At 35.2% G+C, this 19,568-nt stretch carries 9 protein-coding genes and 1 pseudogene; 8 read left to right on the plus strand and 2 right to left on the minus strand.

Annotated features, from left to right (window positions below; translation table 11 throughout):
- Positions 1–1,561, plus strand: a pseudogene (locus ABX784_RS09330) (hypothetical protein); the annotation flags it as partial.
- Here the strand turns inward: ABX784_RS09330 and ABX784_RS09335 are convergent.
- A complete protein-coding gene (locus ABX784_RS09335) occupies positions 1,556–2,440 on the minus strand; it encodes an MBL fold metallo-hydrolase (protein ID WP_372654760.1) in 885 nt (294 codons plus the stop codon). The pseudogene ABX784_RS09330 and the gene ABX784_RS09335 overlap by 6 nt on opposite strands.
- Positions 2,441–2,597: 157 nt before the next feature.
- On the opposite strand from ABX784_RS09335, the gene sucC reads away from it, so the two are divergent.
- The 4 genes from sucC to ABX784_RS09355 all read left to right on the plus strand — a co-directional run bounded on the left by sucC (position 2,598) and on the right by ABX784_RS09355 (position 5,775).
- Positions 2,598–3,770 (plus strand): ADP-forming succinate--CoA ligase subunit beta, encoded by a 1,173-nt coding sequence (gene sucC / locus ABX784_RS09340; protein ID WP_372654761.1) that lies wholly within the window; start codon positions 2,598–2,600, stop codon positions 3,768–3,770.
- On the plus strand, positions 3,770–4,645 hold the full coding sequence (gene sucD, locus ABX784_RS09345) for a succinate--CoA ligase subunit alpha (protein ID WP_372654762.1): 876 nt from the start codon (positions 3,770–3,772) through the stop codon (positions 4,643–4,645). Before sucC ends, sucD begins: the two co-directional genes overlap by 1 nt.
- Before the next feature lie 18 nt (positions 4,646–4,663).
- Positions 4,664–5,092, plus strand: a complete 429-nt coding sequence (gene ndk, locus ABX784_RS09350) for a nucleoside-diphosphate kinase (protein WP_372654768.1) — start codon at positions 4,664–4,666, stop codon at positions 5,090–5,092.
- A 209-nt stretch (positions 5,093–5,301) separates the two neighbouring features.
- Positions 5,302–5,775: a CarD family transcriptional regulator gene (locus ABX784_RS09355; protein WP_372654763.1), complete on the plus strand. Its 474-nt coding sequence runs from the start codon at positions 5,302–5,304 to the stop codon at positions 5,773–5,775.
- A gap of 25 nt (positions 5,776–5,800) precedes the next feature.
- On the opposite strand, the gene lysA is transcribed toward ABX784_RS09355, so the two are convergent.
- On the minus strand, positions 5,801–7,033 hold the full coding sequence (gene lysA, locus ABX784_RS09360) for a diaminopimelate decarboxylase (protein ID WP_372654764.1): 1,233 nt from the start codon (positions 7,031–7,033) through the stop codon (positions 5,801–5,803).
- A gap of 28 nt (positions 7,034–7,061) precedes the next feature.
- Here lysA and uvrB point away from each other — a divergent pair, with 28 nt between their 5' ends.
- The 3 genes from uvrB to ABX784_RS09375 all read left to right on the plus strand — a co-directional run.
- Positions 7,062–9,071: an excinuclease ABC subunit UvrB gene (gene uvrB, locus ABX784_RS09365; RefSeq protein WP_372654765.1), complete on the plus strand. Its 2,010-nt coding sequence runs from the start codon at positions 7,062–7,064 to the stop codon at positions 9,069–9,071.
- A gap of 235 nt (positions 9,072–9,306) precedes the next feature.
- A complete protein-coding gene (locus tag ABX784_RS09370) occupies positions 9,307–14,319 on the plus strand; it encodes an aminotransferase class III-fold pyridoxal phosphate-dependent enzyme (RefSeq protein ID WP_372654766.1) in 5,013 nt (1,670 codons plus the stop codon).
- Positions 14,320–14,321: 2 nt separating this feature from the next.
- On the plus strand, positions 14,322–19,568 hold a 5,247-nt coding region (locus ABX784_RS09375; RefSeq protein ID WP_372654767.1), incomplete at its 3' end, for an amino acid adenylation domain-containing protein.

Consider the following 19,568-nt stretch of genomic DNA (forward strand, 5'->3'; position numbering starts at 1 on the left):
GTTTTATCCAATAGCAGACGAGGAAGAAGAGATTCTGCCAGATGTTGAGGATCTAGAAGTGCTTCCACCTAATGTGGAAGAAGTCATAGACTTATTTCCTGAATTAGAAGAGATTGATGAGCAATTAGAAGTTGTTGAAGATCTTCCTGATTTACCAGATTTTGAGGCAATTGAAGAAGCTCCAATTGAGCTTCCTGATTTACCCGACCTTCCAGACCTACCTGAAGAAGAGATATCACTACCAGTAGTTGAAGTTCCAGACCTTCCAGATTTACCTAATAATCCAGCTGAAAACGTTGAAGAAATAGTAATTGAATTTCCTTATGAAGAAGAAACTATTGACGAAAATGTTATTGAAGAAATAGTTGAACCTTCGCAAGAAGAATTCATAGAGAACTTCGTTGAAGAAGTTCCACCTGTGGATACTGAACCTGTCGAAATTGAGGCTGAAGAAGAGGTTCAAAGTATTCATGTTGAGCCGACGGTTGCTAAAGAGGAAGAAGATGTTTGGGGTGAGATAGAAGCTGATAAGAAAAATAGAAAGGTTAATTATAAATTAGTCTCTGCAATTGCGTCGTGCTTTATTATCCTCGTTTTATCGGCTTACCTTATATATCAAAGCGCTCAGTCCTATGTTAATTTAGATGACTTCTCTTCTATTACTATTGAAAGAGTTGATGAGATCAGAAGCGCGGCTTTTACAGGTGATGTTAGGGCCGAAGTCTTTATGTCTAAGAATTCAAAAGAATTGATGCTCGCTACAAATATCAGGCATAAGTCTAAAGTTTATCTAACTCTTACATCAGTGAATAATAAAACAATCTCAAAGAATAAAGTTGTGGCAACAGCTATGGGAATTGCTGTAAATGGTATTGCAAAATTCCCTGAAGTTAAAATAGTTAAAGGTGATCGCTTTGCTTCAGGTGAGTATTATGTACAGATGTTGGCGATCCCAATAGGTGTTGAACAAAGAGCTTATACTTATTTGTATTCAAAGTTTGAATTTAGCTTCTTAAAGCCTGAGCAACAATTGCGCTTTAGAGGGAAGAGTTTAATCTATCCTGGAACAAAAGAAGATTTTGAAAAAAGTATCGCAAATTACAAAGAGAAAACAAGAGCTGAAGAAGTAAAACCTTTAAAGTATTTGGTAGAAGTTTATAAGACATACTCATCTTTATCGACCAAGATTTATAAGACATATGAAGATGTTTTAACTTCAATACGTAGAGGAAAAGAAATAGAATCTTTTGAAATTCTCTATAGCAAAAATCTAGGGCCTGTCCTTCAAGGGTTAATCTTAGAGTCACATAAAAAATATAAAGAATATGAGATCTCTGATCCAATTATGTCTAAAAAGTTTGAAGACTTATTAGAACAAGGTAAAAGAATCGGAGAGATGGCCTCAGATATGGTGACCATGACTAAGAAAGTAAAAAGAATTAGAAAGAAAAGTAGGAATCGCCTTAGAAAGTTATTTATAAAGCGATCACTTTTTCTTCAAGAGACTTCTAAAACCAAAATGGATGAAGTTCAAAAGTCTCTTGATGACTATAAGCTATAAGTTTATTTTATAGGCTGATTTTTCAATTTGATTAAAGTTTTCTCCACAAGCTAATCCTCGTTTTCCTTCTACTAACTTTCCACCCCAATAAATTGGGTCATGCTCGTAAATCATTGTTAGATCTTTTTCAAATATAAAGTTTAAAAACTCTCTCTTGTCTTTAGTCGTGATTCCCGGGCTAATGTCATATCCCATAACCCAAGGGATATGAACGTGGTTAGAAGTAGGAATTAGGTCTGCTAGGTAGATAAATCTTTCATCATATGGATGCATTAAGAATGGAGTGTGACCATGAGAGCACTTGAAGTTTATTGGCCCAGACTTTAGGTCGAGAATTTTTCCTTCCTCTCCATCATGCCAAACCATAAGAGAGTTATCTTTATACCAGTCCACAACAGGGTCAAAGTTCTTGCAATGAAAAGAGCCTGAGTCTCTCTCTGTAGGAGAGTGAGCATAATCGTAGTGCTCTTTGTGAATATGGCATTTTGCATTCTTAAAGATTGGAGTCATTACTCCATCTACCATTTCTCCAATTCCTCCAATATGGTCAAAGTGAAGATGGCTTAGAATTAAGTCTGTAACGTCGTCAGGAGTTAAGTCTATTTCTTTAAGAGCAAGGGATAGAGGCTGCATTTCAGTTCTAACATCAAAGCGTTCGTTAAATTTTTCAGGATTATGATCACCAATTCCAGTATCTATAAGGATTACTTTATCTTCTTCCTTTATAAGGATAAGTCTAAGCGCCAAATCAATCCTATTCTGTTCGTCACTAGGGTGTACTTTATTCCATAGAGGTTTAGGTATTATTCCAAACATCGCACCACCATCTAGACGAAATTTAGCTGGTTCTAAACAAAAATACTCTCTGTTGTGCTGCATTAAATCAACCTTTTTTATAGTAATCTTAAAAATAATACTGATTTTGGACATAAAATCATAAAAAATCAATCTCTTATGAAGCATAGCACCTAGTATCATGCGCAACTTGCCACTATTATGAAAATCAATTTTTAAAATAAAAACTTAGGAGAGATTCATGAACGTACATGAGTACCAGGCCAAAGAACTGATGAAGAAATTTGGAATTAAAGTTCTAGGTGGTCAGGTAGCTAAGTCCGTCGACGAAGCCGTTGAAGGAGCCAAGAAGCTTGGTGGAAATGTTTGGGTTGTTAAAGCTCAAATCCATGCTGGTGGTAGAGGAAAAGCTGGTGGAGTTAAACTTGCTAAAAATATGGATGAAGTTAAGGCACATGCTAACGACATTCTAGGTAAGACTCTAGTGACTCATCAAACAGGACCTGAAGGAAAGAAAGTGCTTACACTTTTAGTCGAAGAAGGGTGTGAGATTGAGCACGAATACTATGCAGGTATCGTATTAGACCGTGCAACAGGTAAGGCAACATTTATGGCATCTATTGAAGGTGGTGTAGAGATTGAAAAAGTTGCAGAAGAAACTCCAGAGAAAATCATAAAAGTAGCGGTTGATCCTGCTGCAGGTTTTACTCCATTTATCGGTAGAAAGCTTGCTTACGGTATCGGTATTAAAGACAAAGAGCTTGTTAAAGAAGCAACAAAATTCTTTAAGGGACTTTACGATCTTTATATTGCTACAGATTGTACTATCGCGGAAATCAACCCATTAGTTAAAACTAAAAGTGGTGAAATGATTGCTCTTGATGCGAAATTAAATTTTGATGACAATGCTCTTTTCAGACATCCTGAAATTGAAGCGATGAGAGATCCAACAGAAGAATCTGCTGAAGAGCTAGATGCTGCTAAGTATGGTCTTTCTTATATTTCTTTAGATGGAAATATTGGTTGTCTAGTAAATGGTGCCGGTCTAGCTATGGGTACTATGGATATTATTAAGCTTCACGGTGGTGAGCCAGCGAACTTCCTTGATGTAGGAGGGGGAGCTACAAAAGAAACAGTTGAAAAAGCTTTTTCAATTATTCTTTCTGATCAAAATGTTAAGGCCATCCTAGTTAATATCTTTGGTGGAATTATGAAGTGTGACATCATCGCTGAAGGCGTTGTTGCTGCTGCAAAATCTCTAGGAGTTACAGTTCCTCTAGTTGTAAGACTTGAAGGTACAAACGTAGCACTTGGGAAGAAAATTCTTAACGAGTCCGAATTAACTATTATTGCTGCTGACGATCTTGCAGATGCTGCAGTGAAAGTTGTTGAAGCAACAAAAGGGGAGGCGTAATGGCCATTCTAATTAATAGAGACACGAAATTAATCACTATTGGTTTCACTGGTAAGCAGGGAACTTTTCACTCTCTTCAGTCAAGAGATTACGGAACTAACTTTGTTGGTGGCGTAACTCCAGGTAAGGGTGGAACTGTTCATGAAGGTTTCCCAGTTTTTAATACTGTTAGAGAAGCTGTTGATAAAACAGAAGCAAATGCTGCTATGGTAATGGTACCACCTCCATTTGCTGCAGATTCAATCTTAGAATGTATCGATGCTGGAATGCCACTTGTAATTGCAATTACTGAAGGTATTCCAATTCTTGATATGGTTAAAGTTAAAGCTGCGCTTCAAGGTTCAAATACACGTTTAATTGGTCCTAACTGTCCAGGCCTTATCACTCCAGGTGAGTGTAAGATCGGAATTATGCCAGGACATATTCATATGCCAGGTAAAGTTGGTGTTGTATCTCGTTCAGGAACTTTAACTTACGAAGCGGTTTTCCAATTAACTCAAAGAGATATTGGTCAATCAACTTGTGTTGGTATTGGTGGAGATCCTGTTAATGGAACAGACTTTATTGATGTATTAGAACTTTTTGAAAAAGACCCTGATACTGAAGCTGTTATCATGATCGGTGAGATCGGTGGAAATGCTGAAACTGATGCAGGTAGATGGATTCAAAAAAATATGACTAAGCCTGTTGTATCTTTCATTGCTGGTGCTTCTGCTCCTGCAGGTAAGAGAATGGGACATGCTGGTGCAATTATCTCTGGTGGAGATGACACTGCAGAAGCAAAGTTCAGAATTCTAGAAGAATGTGGTGTGACTATTGCTAGATCACCAGCTGAACTTGGTCACAAGATGGAAGAAGTTTTAGGTAAAAAATAATAATTTTTATTAAGGAGAATTATAATGGAAAGAACACTAAGTATCGTTAAGCCAAATGCTGTATTAGATAACAATATCGGAAATATTATCGCTAAATTTGAAAGTGAAGGACTAAGAGTTGCTGCTGCAAAACTAGTACACCTTTCAAAAGAAAAAGCTGAAGGTTTCTACATTGAGCACAAAGATAGACCTTTCTTTGGTGAACTTGTATCTTTCATGACTTCTGCGCCAGTAATGATTATGGCACTTGAAGGTGAAGGTGCTGTTGATAAGAACAGAGAGATTATGGGAGCAACTAACCCAGCTGAGGCTGCAGAAGGTACTCTAAGAAAGCTTTATGCTAAATCAATCGGTGAAAATGCTGTTCACGGTTCTGATTCTCAAGCTTCTGCTGATAGAGAAATCAACTACTTCTTCGATAAAAACGAAGTTCAAGCTAGATTCTAATCCTTTAGATTAATCTAAATTTATTTAAAATAACAAAGAGGCCCTAGTTTTATATTAGGGCCTTTTTTATAAGTATCTGATTTTAAAAGAAAAAGCACTTATAATTTCCTGTCTATAAAGTCCACACCACCTGTAATTATTTCAAGGTCAATTGTTAAAAGCAGCGCGTCGAGATATAAATGAAGAGAGTATTTTTACGGAGGTTACTTATGTTTAATATTGGCGATTATGCAGTATGTCCTGGACACGGAGTTGGTCAGGTATGCGATGTTGAAGAAAGAGTGGTTGGAGAAGAGACATTATCTTTTTACATCATTAAAATTATTGCCAATGGTATGACGGTAATGGTCCCTACGAACTCAGAAAATGGTATCAGAGAGCTTGTTGGAAGCAATGAAATCAATGAGGTCTATGATCTACTACAAGATCATGATGTTGAAGTTGATAACTCAACTTGGAATAGAAGATATAGAGAATATATGGCAAAAGTAAAGACTGGCTCTTTATTAGAGATTGCGGATGTCTTACGTGCTTTATTCTTACTTAGAGATAAGAAGAACTTAAGTTTTGGTGAAAAGAAGATGCTTGAGCAGTGTAGAGATTTACTTGCCCAAGAAATATCGTTATCAAATGGCGATGATACTAAGAAAATTAGCACAGAAATTGACGAGTACTTTAAGTAGACTGATCAGCATTAGAGCTGATCAGTTATTTTAATAATTTACCATCTAAATCAATTACATATTCTTTCACTTTCTCTCTCATATTATATGTAGAGCTCATAGTGTGGCCATAGGCACCAACATCTCCAATACAGACTCTATCCCTAGACTTTAGCGGAGGGAGTTCTCGGTAACTAGCAAATGAATCAGCTGTTTCACAAATTGGTCCAACAACATGGCACGGACTTCTCTTTCCAGACCTTTTAGAAACAGGGAGAACATGATGGTAAGCTCCATATAGAGAAGACCTCACAAAGTCATTCATGCCACCATCGACAATTATAAATTTATTATCTGCTGATTTTTTAGTTCTAATAACTTCTGTAATCAAAAGACCGGAGTTTGCGACGATATATCTACCAGGTTCAAAAACAATTCTTGGCATTTCTTTAAAATATCTCTTAAATACTTTACTTACTAGTTTCATGTAATCACTTAACGAACTAAGTGGTTGGTCATGATTGTAGGGGACTCCAAGACCACCACCCACGTCTATAAATTCAAGGTTGTGACCAATTGATAGACATAGTTTTGAAAGTTCATTTAGGGCCTTCTCAGTAGCCTTTAGACAGGTTAGTTGAGAACCAATATGCGTCGACATGCCAATGAGATTAATATTTTTCCAAAGCTTCTTTTTTTTAAGAGCGGCTTCAATATCTTCTTTTAATATTCCAAATTTGTGACTTTTCCCACCTGTTGAAATATGTTTATGGGTCTTTACGTTGACTTGAGGGTTTAGTCTAAGTGCAACTCTGGCTTGCTTATTTAGAGACTTTGCGACCTTTCCAATCATCTCCAGCTCTTCAATACTCTCAACGTTAAAAGAATATATTCCCTCTTTGTGGCAGTTTAGTGCAAGAGTAATCTCTTCTTCTTTTTTTCCAACTCCTGAGAAGACAATTTTTTGTGGGGAGATTTTTGCTTTTAGTGCCTGTTTTAACTCACGACCGGACACAATATCTGCACCAGCACCTAATTTTTTTAGTACTTTTAATAAGTGAATGTTTGAGTTGGCTTTTAAAGCATAGCAAATAAGTGGGTTATGAAGTTTGTTCTTAATGGCCTCTTTAGAAAAGTTTAAGTAATTATTTTCTATGGCCTTAACACTGTAGAGATAAAATGGTGTTTTAATGTCTTTGGTTATAGAATTAATACAATGATTATCTATGAAAAGCTTATTTCTTTTATAAGATAGAGATTGGTGATTAGTTATATTCATAAACATATTTTAACTGAAATAAAAAAACATGAAAGATAAAAACGATACTTTTAAAATACATTCAGAATTTAGTCCTTGTGGTGATCAACCAGAGGCAATTAAAAATTTAACTGAAAAGTTTCAGAGTGGGGAAACGGAACAGACTCTACTTGGTGTAACTGGTTCAGGAAAAACTTTTACCATGGCCCATGTAATTAAAAACCTTGGTAAAAAGACTCTAATTCTAGCGCATAACAAAACTTTAGCAGCACAACTCTATGCTGAGTTTAGAGAATTTTTCCCTGAAAGTGCTGTCGAGTATTTCGTTTCCTACTACGATTACTATCAACCTGAAGCCTATGTTCCAGGTACAGATACATTTATAGAAAAAGATGCAAGCGTTAATGATGAGATCGATAAGTTACGCCATAGTGCTACTAGAAACTTATTAGAAAGAGAAGACGTTATCGTTGTCGCTAGTGTGAGTTGTATCTATGGTATTGGTGCTCCTGATGAATATGAGTCACAAAAGATTAATTTATTTATTGATGATGAGATAGATAGAGATCAATTACTTCGAGACCTTGTCTCAATACAATTTCAACGAAATGATATTGATTTCTCTAGAGGTTGTTTTAGAGTTAGAGGAGATCTAGTTGAAGTCTTTCCTGCTTCTGAGGAATCAGATGTTATTAGAATAGAGTTCTTTGACGATGTTATTGAGTCTATTTCCATTGTTGATCCTCTAAGAGGAAAGATTCTTCAAAGCTTGAAGAAAGTTACGATTTACCCTAAGTCACATTATGTTGTTAGTGAAAAAAAACTAGAAAGAGCAATTGGAACTATAAAGACTGAATTAAGGTCTAGGTTACAAGAACTACAAGCTCAAGAAAAACTTGTAGAGAGACAAAGACTTGAACAAAGAACTCTATTAGATCTAGAAATGATGGAAGAAATGGGATTTTGCTCAGGGATAGAAAACTATTCACGACATCTTACTGGAAGTAATGAGGGAGACCCTCCGCCAACCTTAATTGATTTCTTTAAAAATGACTTTTTAATGATTATTGATGAGTCACACATCACAGTTTCTCAAGTCGGAGGAATGTATAGAGGCGATAGAGCAAGAAAGCAAAATCTTGTTGATTTTGGATTTAGGCTACCTTCAGCTCTAGATAATAGACCCCTTAATTTCCCTGAATTTGAAAAAAAACTAGACCAAGTTCTTTATGTATCAGCAACTCCTGGAAACTATGAACTAGAGAGAACGCATGGAGAATATGTAGAGCAAGTCATTAGACCTACAGGACTTTTAGATCCTATTATTGAAGTGAGAGATGCAACAACTCAGGTTGATGATCTACTAATTGAAGTAAAGAACACAATTAAAAAAAATCAAAGAGTTTTAATAACGACATTAACTAAGAAGTTATCAGAAGAGCTTACTAATTATTACCAAGGTGCCGGAATAAAAGTTAAGTATCTACACTCAGATATTGATACTTTAGAGCGTATGGAGATTTTAAGAGATCTTCGTCTTGGAGAGTTTGATGTGCTAGTTGGAATTAATCTATTGAGAGAAGGTCTAGATATTCCTGAGGTTTCTCTAGTGGCCATTTTAGATGCAGATAAAGAAGGATTTCTAAGATCTGAAAGATCTCTTATTCAAACAATTGGTCGAGCAGCTCGAAATTCTGAAGGGAGAGCAATTCTCTATGCTTATAAAAATACAAAGAGTATGGAAAAAGCAATTGGTGAAACGAAGAGAAGAAGATCTATTCAGGAGGAATATAATCGTAAAAATGGAATTACTCCAATCACAATATCTAAGAAGGTGTCTGGGGGAGTGATAGAAACACTACGTGGTTCGAAAGGAACTAAAACTGCAAAAGGACCCAAATCAAAGCTCTCAGGAGAGTTAAGTGCCAGTTCACTAGATAAACAAATTGAAGATCTAACTAAGAAAATGAAGCAGTCCTCTAAAGAGCTAGATTTCGAATTTGCAGCAAAGCTTAGAGACGAGATTAAGTCCTTAAAAGAAATTCGATTACTATTATAGTAGATTATACGTTTTACACCTAAAACTGAGTGGCGGGGTCAATTAATTTGGCCTTGTATCTTACTAAAATTATTCATCTATATGTCCCAAATCTAATATTCCTCTCAATAAAATGGATATTATTCCGACTAGTATCTATAAAATTTTAAATATTATTAATCCGACCTGATTGAAAGACTAAGTTTATTCTTAGTTAGTTTCTAAAGGTTTAGTAAGACTAACTATTGGCCTGTTAATGAATGAACAGAATTTATCACGTGAAGAGTTAGAGGAAGGAATAGCCTCAATCTGGCGTGAAGTCATGGCAATGGAATCAATTGATGTTGAAGAAAATTTCTTCGATGTTGGTGGTAGTTCTATCATGGCAATAAAAATAATAGCCAAGATGAAAAGTGATCTTTCTCAACAAATTACAATCGCAAATTTCTTTCAATATCCAAGTATAAAAAAGTGTGCTCAGTTTTTAACGGGTGAGGTTAGCACAACTAAGAGAAGTCAAAAGATACACAAGGACCATCGACAAGTTGCAATTGTTGGTATGGCAGGTAAATTTCCAGGAGCAAATGATTTAGAAGAGTTCTGGGAAATGATCTTAAATAAAACAGATGGTATTTCATTTTTTAAAAATGATGAACTTGACCCTAGTGTGACTGAATTAGAGAAAGAGAACCCTAACTATATTAAGGCAAGAGGTTATATTCCAGATATCGATCTTTTTGACTGTTCATTCTTTGGTATGAATCCTCGTACCGGTGAATTGATGGATCCTCAAATACGTTTAATGCTAGAGTTTTCAAAAAGAGCACTAGATCATAGTGGTAACTCACCATCAAAAACAGAAGCAAAAATTGGTGTGTTTGCTGGAATGTCGCATAATACATACTTCATAAATAATGTTCTGAAACATCCAGATAAAGTTAAATCTCTTGGTGAGTGGAATGTTGATACTCTAAATGAGAAAGACTATGTAGCTACACAAATTGCTTATAGGCTTGGTTGTAATGGCCCGGCTTTAAGCTTACACACAGCTTGTTCAACTTCACTTGTTGCAATTATTCAAGCAGTAAAGGCAATACAGTCTGGTGACTGCGATATGGCAATTGCTGGTGGTGTTAATGTAGATGTGAAGTCTAAAGTAGGATACTTATATCAAGAGGGGAGTATTCGTTCAAAAGATGGTTACTGTAAACCTTTTGATAAAGATAGCTCTGGAACTATATTTTGTGATGGTATTGGTGTTGTTATTCTTAAAGATTTAGAGTTAGCTAAAAAAGAGAATGATCACATATATGCTGTTATGTCTGGAGTTGGAATTAATAATGATGGCAATGATAAGGTTAGCTTATCTGCACCTAGTGTTAATGGGCAGAAAGATGTTATTGAGATGGCTCTTGCCGATGGAGCAGTTGATCCAGAGACAATAGGTCTTTTTGAAGCGCATGGAACGGCCACCCCTGTTGGTGACCCTATTGAAATCGCTGCAGTTACTCAGGCCTGGAATGTTAAAAATCATAAGGCCGTACTTGGTTCTGTAAAAGGTAATATTGGTCATACAATCAGTGCTGCTGGAGTAGCAGGTTTTATTAAGGCCGTTCTTTCTGTTGAAAACTCTATTCTTCCTGCAACAAGACACTTTAATTCACCCAATCCTGACTTGGGTCTTGAGAACACACCCTTTACGATCCTGAAAGAGAAGTCTTACTGGGATAGTAGTTTAAGAAGAGCTGCAATATCTTCATTTGGTGTGGGAGGAACAAATGCTCATGTCATAATAGAAAATTATATTAATGAAAAAAGAAATGAGCACACAGAAGATGAATATTTACCATTTCCTATAAGTGCAAAAAGTAAAATATCTCTAGAGAAATCGGTTAAGTCTCTTTCTGAGTATATAAAAGAGAATGATATATCTCTTCGTAATATTTCTTACACTCTTTGTAATGGAAGAGAGGATTATAAATATAGACATCTTGTTTTTGCTAAAACAAAAGAAGAGCTTCTTAATGAGTTAGATAAACAAGTTTCTAAAGAAGTAGAGAAAAGTGAGATCTTATTTGCTTTTCCTGGTCAGGGGGCGCAGTACCTTGGAATGGGACACTCTTTATATGAAGAGTTTGAAGAGTATAAAAAGGCTGTAGATTATTGCTGTGAAAACTTGAAGGTTCCTCTTGAGATTGACCTACGTGAGATTCTTTTCTTTCGAAAGGATGAGGAAGCACTTAAAAATACATTTTATACACAACCTGCAATTTTTGTAACAGAGTACGCTCTTGCGATACTTTTAGAGAGCTTTGGTATAAGAGCTAAAACTTATATCGGTCACAGTGTCGGAGAGTTTGTTGCTGCTGTTTTGGCCAATGTAATGTCTTTAGATGATGCTCTGAAGATGATATCTAAAAGATCACAACTTATGAGAGATCTCCCTTCTGGATCAATGCTTTCTGTACGTCTTAATGATGAAGATATTAAGCAATATTTAAATGATAATATTCAGCTTGCAGCAGTTAATGGGCCAACTCTAATGGTTGTTGCGGGACCAGATAATGCAATTGATACATTAAAGGAAACTCTTGATTCAAAAAATATTCAAGCAAGAAAACTACACACATCCCATGCTTTTCATTCGAGTATGATGAATGAAATAGTACCAATTTATAAAAAATATGTAGATCAATTTAAATTGTCTAACCCATCGAAGAAGATATACTCAACTCTTTTAAATAAATGGGTCGAGAGCGAGATGTCAAAATCTGAGTACTGGGCCGAGCATATTGCAAAACCAGTTTTATTCAAAAATGGTATTGATTATCTTTCTAAATCTTCGAAAAAATATACTCTTATTGAATTAGGACCACGTAATACTCTCGTTACACTTGCGCGCATGCAATTAAGAGAAAATAAAACTAAGTGGGAATGCATAAATTTACTAACTGATAAACCTGGAAAAGTTGAACTAAATCATTTTTTCAGCCAGATAGGACAATTATGGGAATTGGGACAGTTAAAAATTAATATGTTTCATAAGGAAGGGTCTAAGGTTCCTCTTCCTGAATATTGCTTTGACTATAGAAGCTTATGGTTAGACTCGTTTAACGTGAAAAGAAATGAAAAAATTGAACTACCAATAAAAAGGCCAGGTATGAAATCATTAGTTACAAAAGAGTTGATGACTATTATTGAGGATACATCGGGATTTTCTAATAGTGAACTAGACAATCAACAAACGTTTATAGCCCTAGGCTTTGACTCTTTATTATTAACACAAGTTTCATTGATAATATCAAAGCACTTTAATTGTCCTCTGACTTTTAGACAATTAATGGATAGTGTTTCAACCATCGATAAGTTATCTGATTATGTAAAAGAAAATGGTGATCAAAGTATTATTTCTTCTTTAGAAAATAGTGCTGAAGTAAATGTCGCTTCTTCACACGCTACTACTGTTGCTGAAAATTCTATTCCTATAGTTTCTACTAGTCAACAACTAGGAACAGTTACAACTGAGAGTTCTGGGAATGCTTTACAGGACATTATAAATAGACAGTTAGATATAATGAGCCAACAGGTTCAAATGCTATCTGGACAAAGAAGTATTACTCAATACAATCAACCTTCTGCTCAAAAAACTACCACGACCCCTAGTTCAAATAAAATTCATAGTACTGAAAATGAAGATGTAAAAAATGTAAAATTAAGCGTTAATACTTCTAGTACAGCATTTGGAGCGCAGGCCCGAATCTCTACGGTTAAAGAAGCAATGGATGTTGAAACAGAAACAAAAATTAATCAATTTCTTGAAAAGTATGCGAAGAAAACTATTAAATCTAAAAACTTTACTCAAAAATATAGGGCCATTAACTCTGACCCTAGAGTTGTGTCTGGCTTTAGACCTGAGATAAAAGAAATTATTTATTCCATAGTTGTTAATAAGTCAAAGGCACAACATTTGTGGGATATAGATGGAAATGAATATGTTGATATGACTTGTGGTTTTGGTTCAAACTTTTTTGGAAATCAAAACCCAAGAATAAATGCCGCGTTACACGATCAATTAGATAAGGGAATGGAGATAGGTCCTCAACATGAACTTGTTGGTGAATGTGCTGAACTTATTTGTGAGTTCACTAGACTAGAGCGTGCTGCATTTTGTAATACGGGTTCTGAAGCAGTTCTAGGTGCTATTAGAGCTGCTAGAGCAATATCTGGTAAAACGAAAGTTGTCATGTTTACAGGATCCTACCATGGGATAAATGACGAGGTTATTGTTCGAGGACTTAAAGACGGACGTGCAATGCCTGCAGCAGCAGGTATAAGTAAAGAAGCTGTTAAGGATATTATTATATTAGAGTATGGCACAGAAGAATCTTACAAGAGAATAGAGCAAGAAATAGGAAATATTGCTTGTGTTATTTCTGAGACAGTTCAAAGTCGAAGACCTGGATTTCGTCCAAAAGAGTTCTTAAAGAAAGTTAGAGATCTTACTTCAAGAAATGATGTCGCTCTCATTTTTGATGAAGTTATAACAGGCTTTAGAAATAGTGCAGGTGGCGCTCAAGAGTATTTTGGAATACAGGCCGATTTAGCGACCTACGGTAAAATTATAGGTGCCGGAATGTCTATTGGAGTAATCGCAGGATCTAAAAAGTATATGGATGTTCTCGATGGAGGGCAATGGCAGTATGGTGATGATTCAACGCCAACTGTGGGGGTCACATATTTTGCGGGAACGTTTGTTAGACACCCTCTGGCCTTAAGAGCAATGAGAGAAGCTTTACTTATATTGAAGGATGCAGGCGAATCATTTTATAAAAAATTAAATGAAGATTCAGATCGCTTTGTAGATGAAGTGAATACTTTCTGTAGGCTTTCTGGAGCGCCAATATCTTTTGAACATTTTGGTGGAGTATTAAAGTCTAAGTATACAAATACAAATAAGAATAATGATCTATTCTTTGCTTGTATGAGATATAACGGTGTACATATCTGGGATGGGTTCCCTTGGTATATTACAATGGCACATACAGAAGAGGATCTGAGTTTTGTTCTTAAAATGTTTAAGAAATCAGTAAAAGATATGCAAGATCTTGGAATATTTCCTGTTGTAGAGCAGGGGGCAAAGAGTGAAAAACACTTTCTTGTGCCACCAGTTCCAGAGGCAAGACTAGGAAAGGATGATAATGGTAATCCTGCATGGTTTATTGAGGATAAAGAAAATCCAGGTGAATATCTTATGATTGAGAAGGAGTAATTTTGAAACTTCAAAAAGTTCATTATAATCCTTTTAAAGACAGTGAAGAATTGCAATTATCTTTTGCAACGACTGAGTCGCAGCGAGAAATTTTAAGTTCTATCAGGATCAACCCTGAGGCCAGCCTTAGTTTTAATGAATCAGTGTCACTGCATATGGAAGGTGACCTCGATCAAGAGTCTCTAAAGCGTGCCCTAATTAAAGTTATTGAAAGACATAGTGTTTTAAGAGCAACAATTTCATCTGACTTTATGCATATGATGATTCCTGTGAATCAGAAGCTAGATTTTCATATACATGACTTAAGAAATAACAATCAAAAGATAAAGCATTATGTAGAAGAAGAAACTAAAATATATTTTGATCTTCATAATGGACCACTTATAAGGTTTAAATTACTACTAGAGTCTAATGATAAAGCAATTCTTATTATGTCGGCACATCATCTTGTTTGTGATGGATGGTCTAGTGCTGAAATATTAGACGATATTAGTCATTATTATTCGACATACACTAATGGTTTAATTTCTGATAGACCAGCTCCATATCAATATTGGGAGTACGCTCTAGATCTAGAAAAAAGAACGCCACTCTTAGGTAAGCAGAGAGACTATTGGGTTAATCTATATAAAGATTCTGTTCCTTGTTTGAATATTCCTATTGATTATGAGAGGCAAGAAGAGAGAACATTTAACTCTAAGAGGTATGATCATCATATACCTGAGGATTTAGTAAAAAAAATTAGACTTTTTTCTAGATCCAGTGGAGTAAATTTTTATACAACTCTGTACTCGGCATATCTTATTCTTCTTGGTAAATTGACTGGAGATAGTGATATCACTGTAGGTATTTCAGCAGCGGCCCAATCAATCCTAGGTAAGAAGTCTTTAGTTGGTCATTGTGTTAATCTACTCCCAATTAGAAATGAAGTATCACCACAAAAGAAAATACCTGACTTTTTAAAGTATGTTTCAAACAATATCTTGGATGCTATTGACCACCAGGAGTTTACTTTTGGCTCCCTTCTTAAAGAATTAACGTTTGAAAGAGATCTTTCTAGAATACCTCTCGTATCTGTTATATTCAATATTGACTTACAGCCTCCAGGTCAAGGGTTAGAGTTTGAAAAACTCAAATGTCATTATGTTACTAATCCTAGACATTTTGAAAATTTTGAAATGTTTATCAATGTCACTGTTTGTGGTGATGAAGTAAATATTGAAAACCAGTTTAATACATCCCTTTTCTCTGAAGAGACCATCACGTCTTGGATGTCATCCTATCAAGAAATATTGAAAGAGCTTACAACTAGCTCTAATGAAGTATTAGATGAATTAAATTTTGATTTATATATTCCCGAACTTGTAGATTCCATAAATGTTTCTGAAAGTAATTCTGATTCATTCGTAGAGTATGAACAAGATGTATTCGAGAAAATAAAAAAAATGTGCTGTCGCCTACTGGGAGTAGAAGATATAAGTTCAAAAGATAACTTTTTTCATCTAGGAGGTCATTCATTACTTGCTGGTGAATTAATGGTCGAACTTAAAAAGGAACATGGCTTTATATTATCTTTAAAAGATATTTTTAATGCTAAGACAGTAGGTCATCTAGCTTCAATGTGTTCTGAGCTCTCTGATGATAAGGATCTTGTTACTCCTATTGAGAAAAAACATTTAAATAATGAACTTGTAAATTTAAGTATCCAGCAATTTAGAGTCTGGTATGTTCAAACAGTTAACGAAAATTCGACTTTATTTAATTTACCCTCATTTAGAAAACTTGGAAAAGGACTAGATGTTAAATCCTTTCAAAAATCTCTTTTAGAGTTTATTGATAGACATCCTGTGTTGAATGCAAACATTGTCATGAGCACTTCAACCCCAATGTTAAAAATTGAAAAAAAGGATTATGACTTAAAAGTTAGAAAAGACCATAAAGATGAAAAAAGCCTTTATGAGGCACTTAAACTTAAGTCATCTCAAAATATTGATCTAGCTGTTGATCATCTCTTTCTCCCTGAATTATACCAAACTTCAGACGGTGAATATTACCTTTATATGTTGATTCATCACATCCTTTGGGATGGATGGTGTTACGATATCTTTCAAAAAGAAATGACAGAGCTTTATAAGAAAAACTTAGGGCTCGAAGCTGAAGAAATTTACTCTTTAGATGTAAATTACCTTGATTATAATATTTGGCAAAAAGACCTCATTAAAAGTGATACTGTTTTAAAACAAAAAAAATATTGGCTTAAAGTATTGGAAGGTGATTTACCTGTTTTAGATCTTCCAGTAGATTTTAAAAGACCTCCTGTTGTAGACTTTCGCGGACAAAGTCATTTTATGAAATGGGAAGAGAAAGAGATTGTAAAATTAGAAGCATTTGCTAAAAAACATAATACAACTTTATTCAATGTTTTACTAACAGGCCTCAATGTATTACTTCATAAATATACGGGAGATGTTGACTTTATTATTGGTATGCCTGTTCAAGGGAGGCATTGGAACGAGTTGAATCATTTGATCGGATTTTTTGCATCTAATATTGCTATTAGAACTACATTAGATATTAATTCTTCTTTTTCTCATAATCTTTTAAAAGTTAAGAATCAAGTCAGCTCAGCTTACTCAAACTCTGATATTCCATTTGATAATATTGTCAGGGAACTAAGTCTCCCTAGAGACTCAAGTCGAACTCCTCTTTATCAATGCTTCTTTATGTATCAAGATGCTACTAATAGAAATGAAGGAATGCATGACCTTCCATATATTACTGTTCCTATTGAAAGGGGAGCTTGTCATACTGATCTAGACTTCTGGGCCCGTCGTGATCCAAATGGTATGTCGGGCGGATTTGATTTTATGACTTCTTTATTCAAGAGGGAAACAATTGAGAGAATGGCGCTAGATTATAGGGAAGTACTAAGATGTATTGGAGAAAATGGTAATAGTAATATAAGTGATAATACTCTTATATCACCTTTGAATTTAGAACGTTTACTTTCTAAATATAATGAAAATTTTGTAGATTTACCAAAAGACATGTCTGTTCATGGCCTCTTTGAGCAACAGGTATTAATTTATTCTGATAAAGTCTGTGTTAGTGATGCTAGTAGTTCATTAACTTATAAGCAGTTAAACGAAAGGTCTAATCAACTCGCACATTATCTTGTAGAAAAGGGAGTAGGAGAAGGCGACCTAGTAGGTGTCGCAGTTAAGAGGGATATTAATCTCTTTATCTCTATCTTTGGGATATGGAAAGCTGGTGCAGGTTATGTTCCACTTGATCCTGATTTTCCAAAAGATAGACTATTCTATATGATCGATCATTCTAAAATTAAAGTCTTGGTTACTAATCAAGAGTATGAGAATGAAAATATTTTCAAGGGACTAAGAAAAGTTGTAGTTAATTCTACTCACATTGATAACTACAATACATCTAATCTCAATCTCTTAGTTAAGCCAGATCAGACCTGCTATGTAATATATACGTCAGGTTCAACTGGAAAACCTAAAGGAGTACAGCTTGGACAGAGTAGTGTTGTAAACTTTCTTCTATCAATGAAAGATTCACCAGGTATTGGAAATGAGGATGTCTTATGTGCAATCACTACACTAAGTTTTGATATATCTGTATTAGAACTATATCTACCCCTAATCTCAGGTGCTTCTGTCGTAATAGTAGATAGAGATACTGCAATATTTGGTGACCAGTTAGCTACTGTCTTAAATGAGAGAGATGTCTCTATTATGCAGGCGACACCTGCTAGCTGGAGGCTTCTTTTAGATTCTGGTTGGAAAGGTAGTAAGAGTTTTAAAGTTTTATGTGGCGGAGAGCCTTTTCCAAAAGACTTAGCGCATACTCTATTAGGTTTATGTGAAAGTGTTTGGAATATGTATGGCCCAACAGAAACAACAGTTTGGTCTACATGTAAAAAATTATCATTAAATGAGAGCTCTATTTTAATTGGTAGGCCAATAAATAACACAACTATATTTCTTCTTGATGATAATCTTAAACCAGTTCCTCAAGGAGTCACAGGAAATCTCTTTATTGGTGGAAAAGGCTTAGCGCTTGGCTATCTTAATCGTAAAGACTTAACTGATGAGAAGTTTATTGAATCGCCATTTTCTCCAACTGATATCATTTACGATACTGGTGATCTCGCTCGTTATCATACAAGTGGTGATCTTGAGTGTTTAGGCCGAAATGATGGGCAGGTCAAGGTTAGAGGCTATAGAATTGAGCTTGGTGAAATTGAAGCTGTTTTAGCATCTTTCCCAGGGGTTAAGGAACAAGTCGTCATCGTGAGAGAAGATAGGCCGGGAGATGTTAGAATTGTTGCATACTATATCAGTCAAGGTGATATAGAGGTTACTAGTTTAAGGCAACATCTACAAAAGAAGCTACCTAATTATATGATTCCATCTCATTTTATAAAAATGGATAGGTTTCCTATGACCTTAAATGAAAAAATAGACCGAAAGAGTTTACCATCTGTTCAAAATTTTTCTGATAAGACTAATAATAAGAGTATCGTTTCTGACGTAACTTTATCTAAGACTGAAGAGAATATTCATCAAATATGGTCTGAACTCTTGTCTATTCCTAATATTAATATCAATGATGATTTCTTTGACGTTGGAGGTCACTCCTTACTCTCAGTGGAGCTATTCGGTAAAATATATGATAAGTATGGTGTCAATCTACCCTTAAGTGTTCTCTTTGATCACGGATCAATTAGTAAGCTGGCAGCACATATTGACCATGAGGTGACTTCTACCGTTGTAGGTAATACTTCAAATAGTAATGCAAATGATTTAGTAGATACTGCTTATAAGTCTCTTATTCTAATGCGACCTGGATCTGGTGGTAAACCTGTATTCTTTTTCCATGGTGTAGGGGGGAATGTTCTAAATTATAGAATTCTCTTCAAGTCTATTCCTTCTGATAGGCCAATTTATGGACTGCAGTCTACAGGTATTGATGGCGTATCTGCACTATGTAAAAGCTTTGATGATATGATCTATGAATACTCCCTTGAGATTATGAGTTTATCTCTAAATGGTCCTCTTACCTTTATTGGAGGATCTATGGGAGGACTAGTTGCTTATGAAGTTGCTAACTTCTTAAGACAACAGGGCGAAGATATAGAAAAGCTCATTATGCTTGATACTTTTGGGCCAAATTATACAAAGAAAGGATCTACTAGAAAGAAGATTACTTGTTCTAAAATATTAGAA

Origin of the sequence: Halobacteriovorax sp. (genome assembly GCF_041587335.1) — a bacterium.
Taxonomy (GTDB): Bacteria; Bdellovibrionota; Bacteriovoracia; order Bacteriovoracales; family Bacteriovoracaceae; genus Halobacteriovorax.

What these genes read in the sequence shown, in the direction of transcription:
- ABX784_RS09335 (WP_372654760.1), bottom strand. Translation starts at nt 2,440, where the DNA reads ATGCAGCACAACAGAGAGTATTTTTGTTTAGAACCAGCTAAATTTCGT.
- ABX784_RS09370 (WP_372654766.1), top strand. Translation starts at nt 9,307, where the DNA reads ATGAATGAACAGAATTTATCACGTGAAGAGTTAGAGGAAGGAATAGCC.
- sucD (WP_372654762.1), top strand. Translation starts at nt 3,770, where the DNA reads ATGGCCATTCTAATTAATAGAGACACGAAATTAATCACTATTGGTTTC.
- uvrB (WP_372654765.1), top strand. Translation starts at nt 7,062, where the DNA reads ATGAAAGATAAAAACGATACTTTTAAAATACATTCAGAATTTAGTCCT.
- ABX784_RS09355 (WP_372654763.1), top strand. Translation starts at nt 5,302, where the DNA reads ATGTTTAATATTGGCGATTATGCAGTATGTCCTGGACACGGAGTTGGT.
- lysA (WP_372654764.1), bottom strand. Translation starts at nt 7,033, where the DNA reads ATGAATATAACTAATCACCAATCTCTATCTTATAAAAGAAATAAGCTT.
- sucC (WP_372654761.1), top strand. Translation starts at nt 2,598, where the DNA reads ATGAACGTACATGAGTACCAGGCCAAAGAACTGATGAAGAAATTTGGA.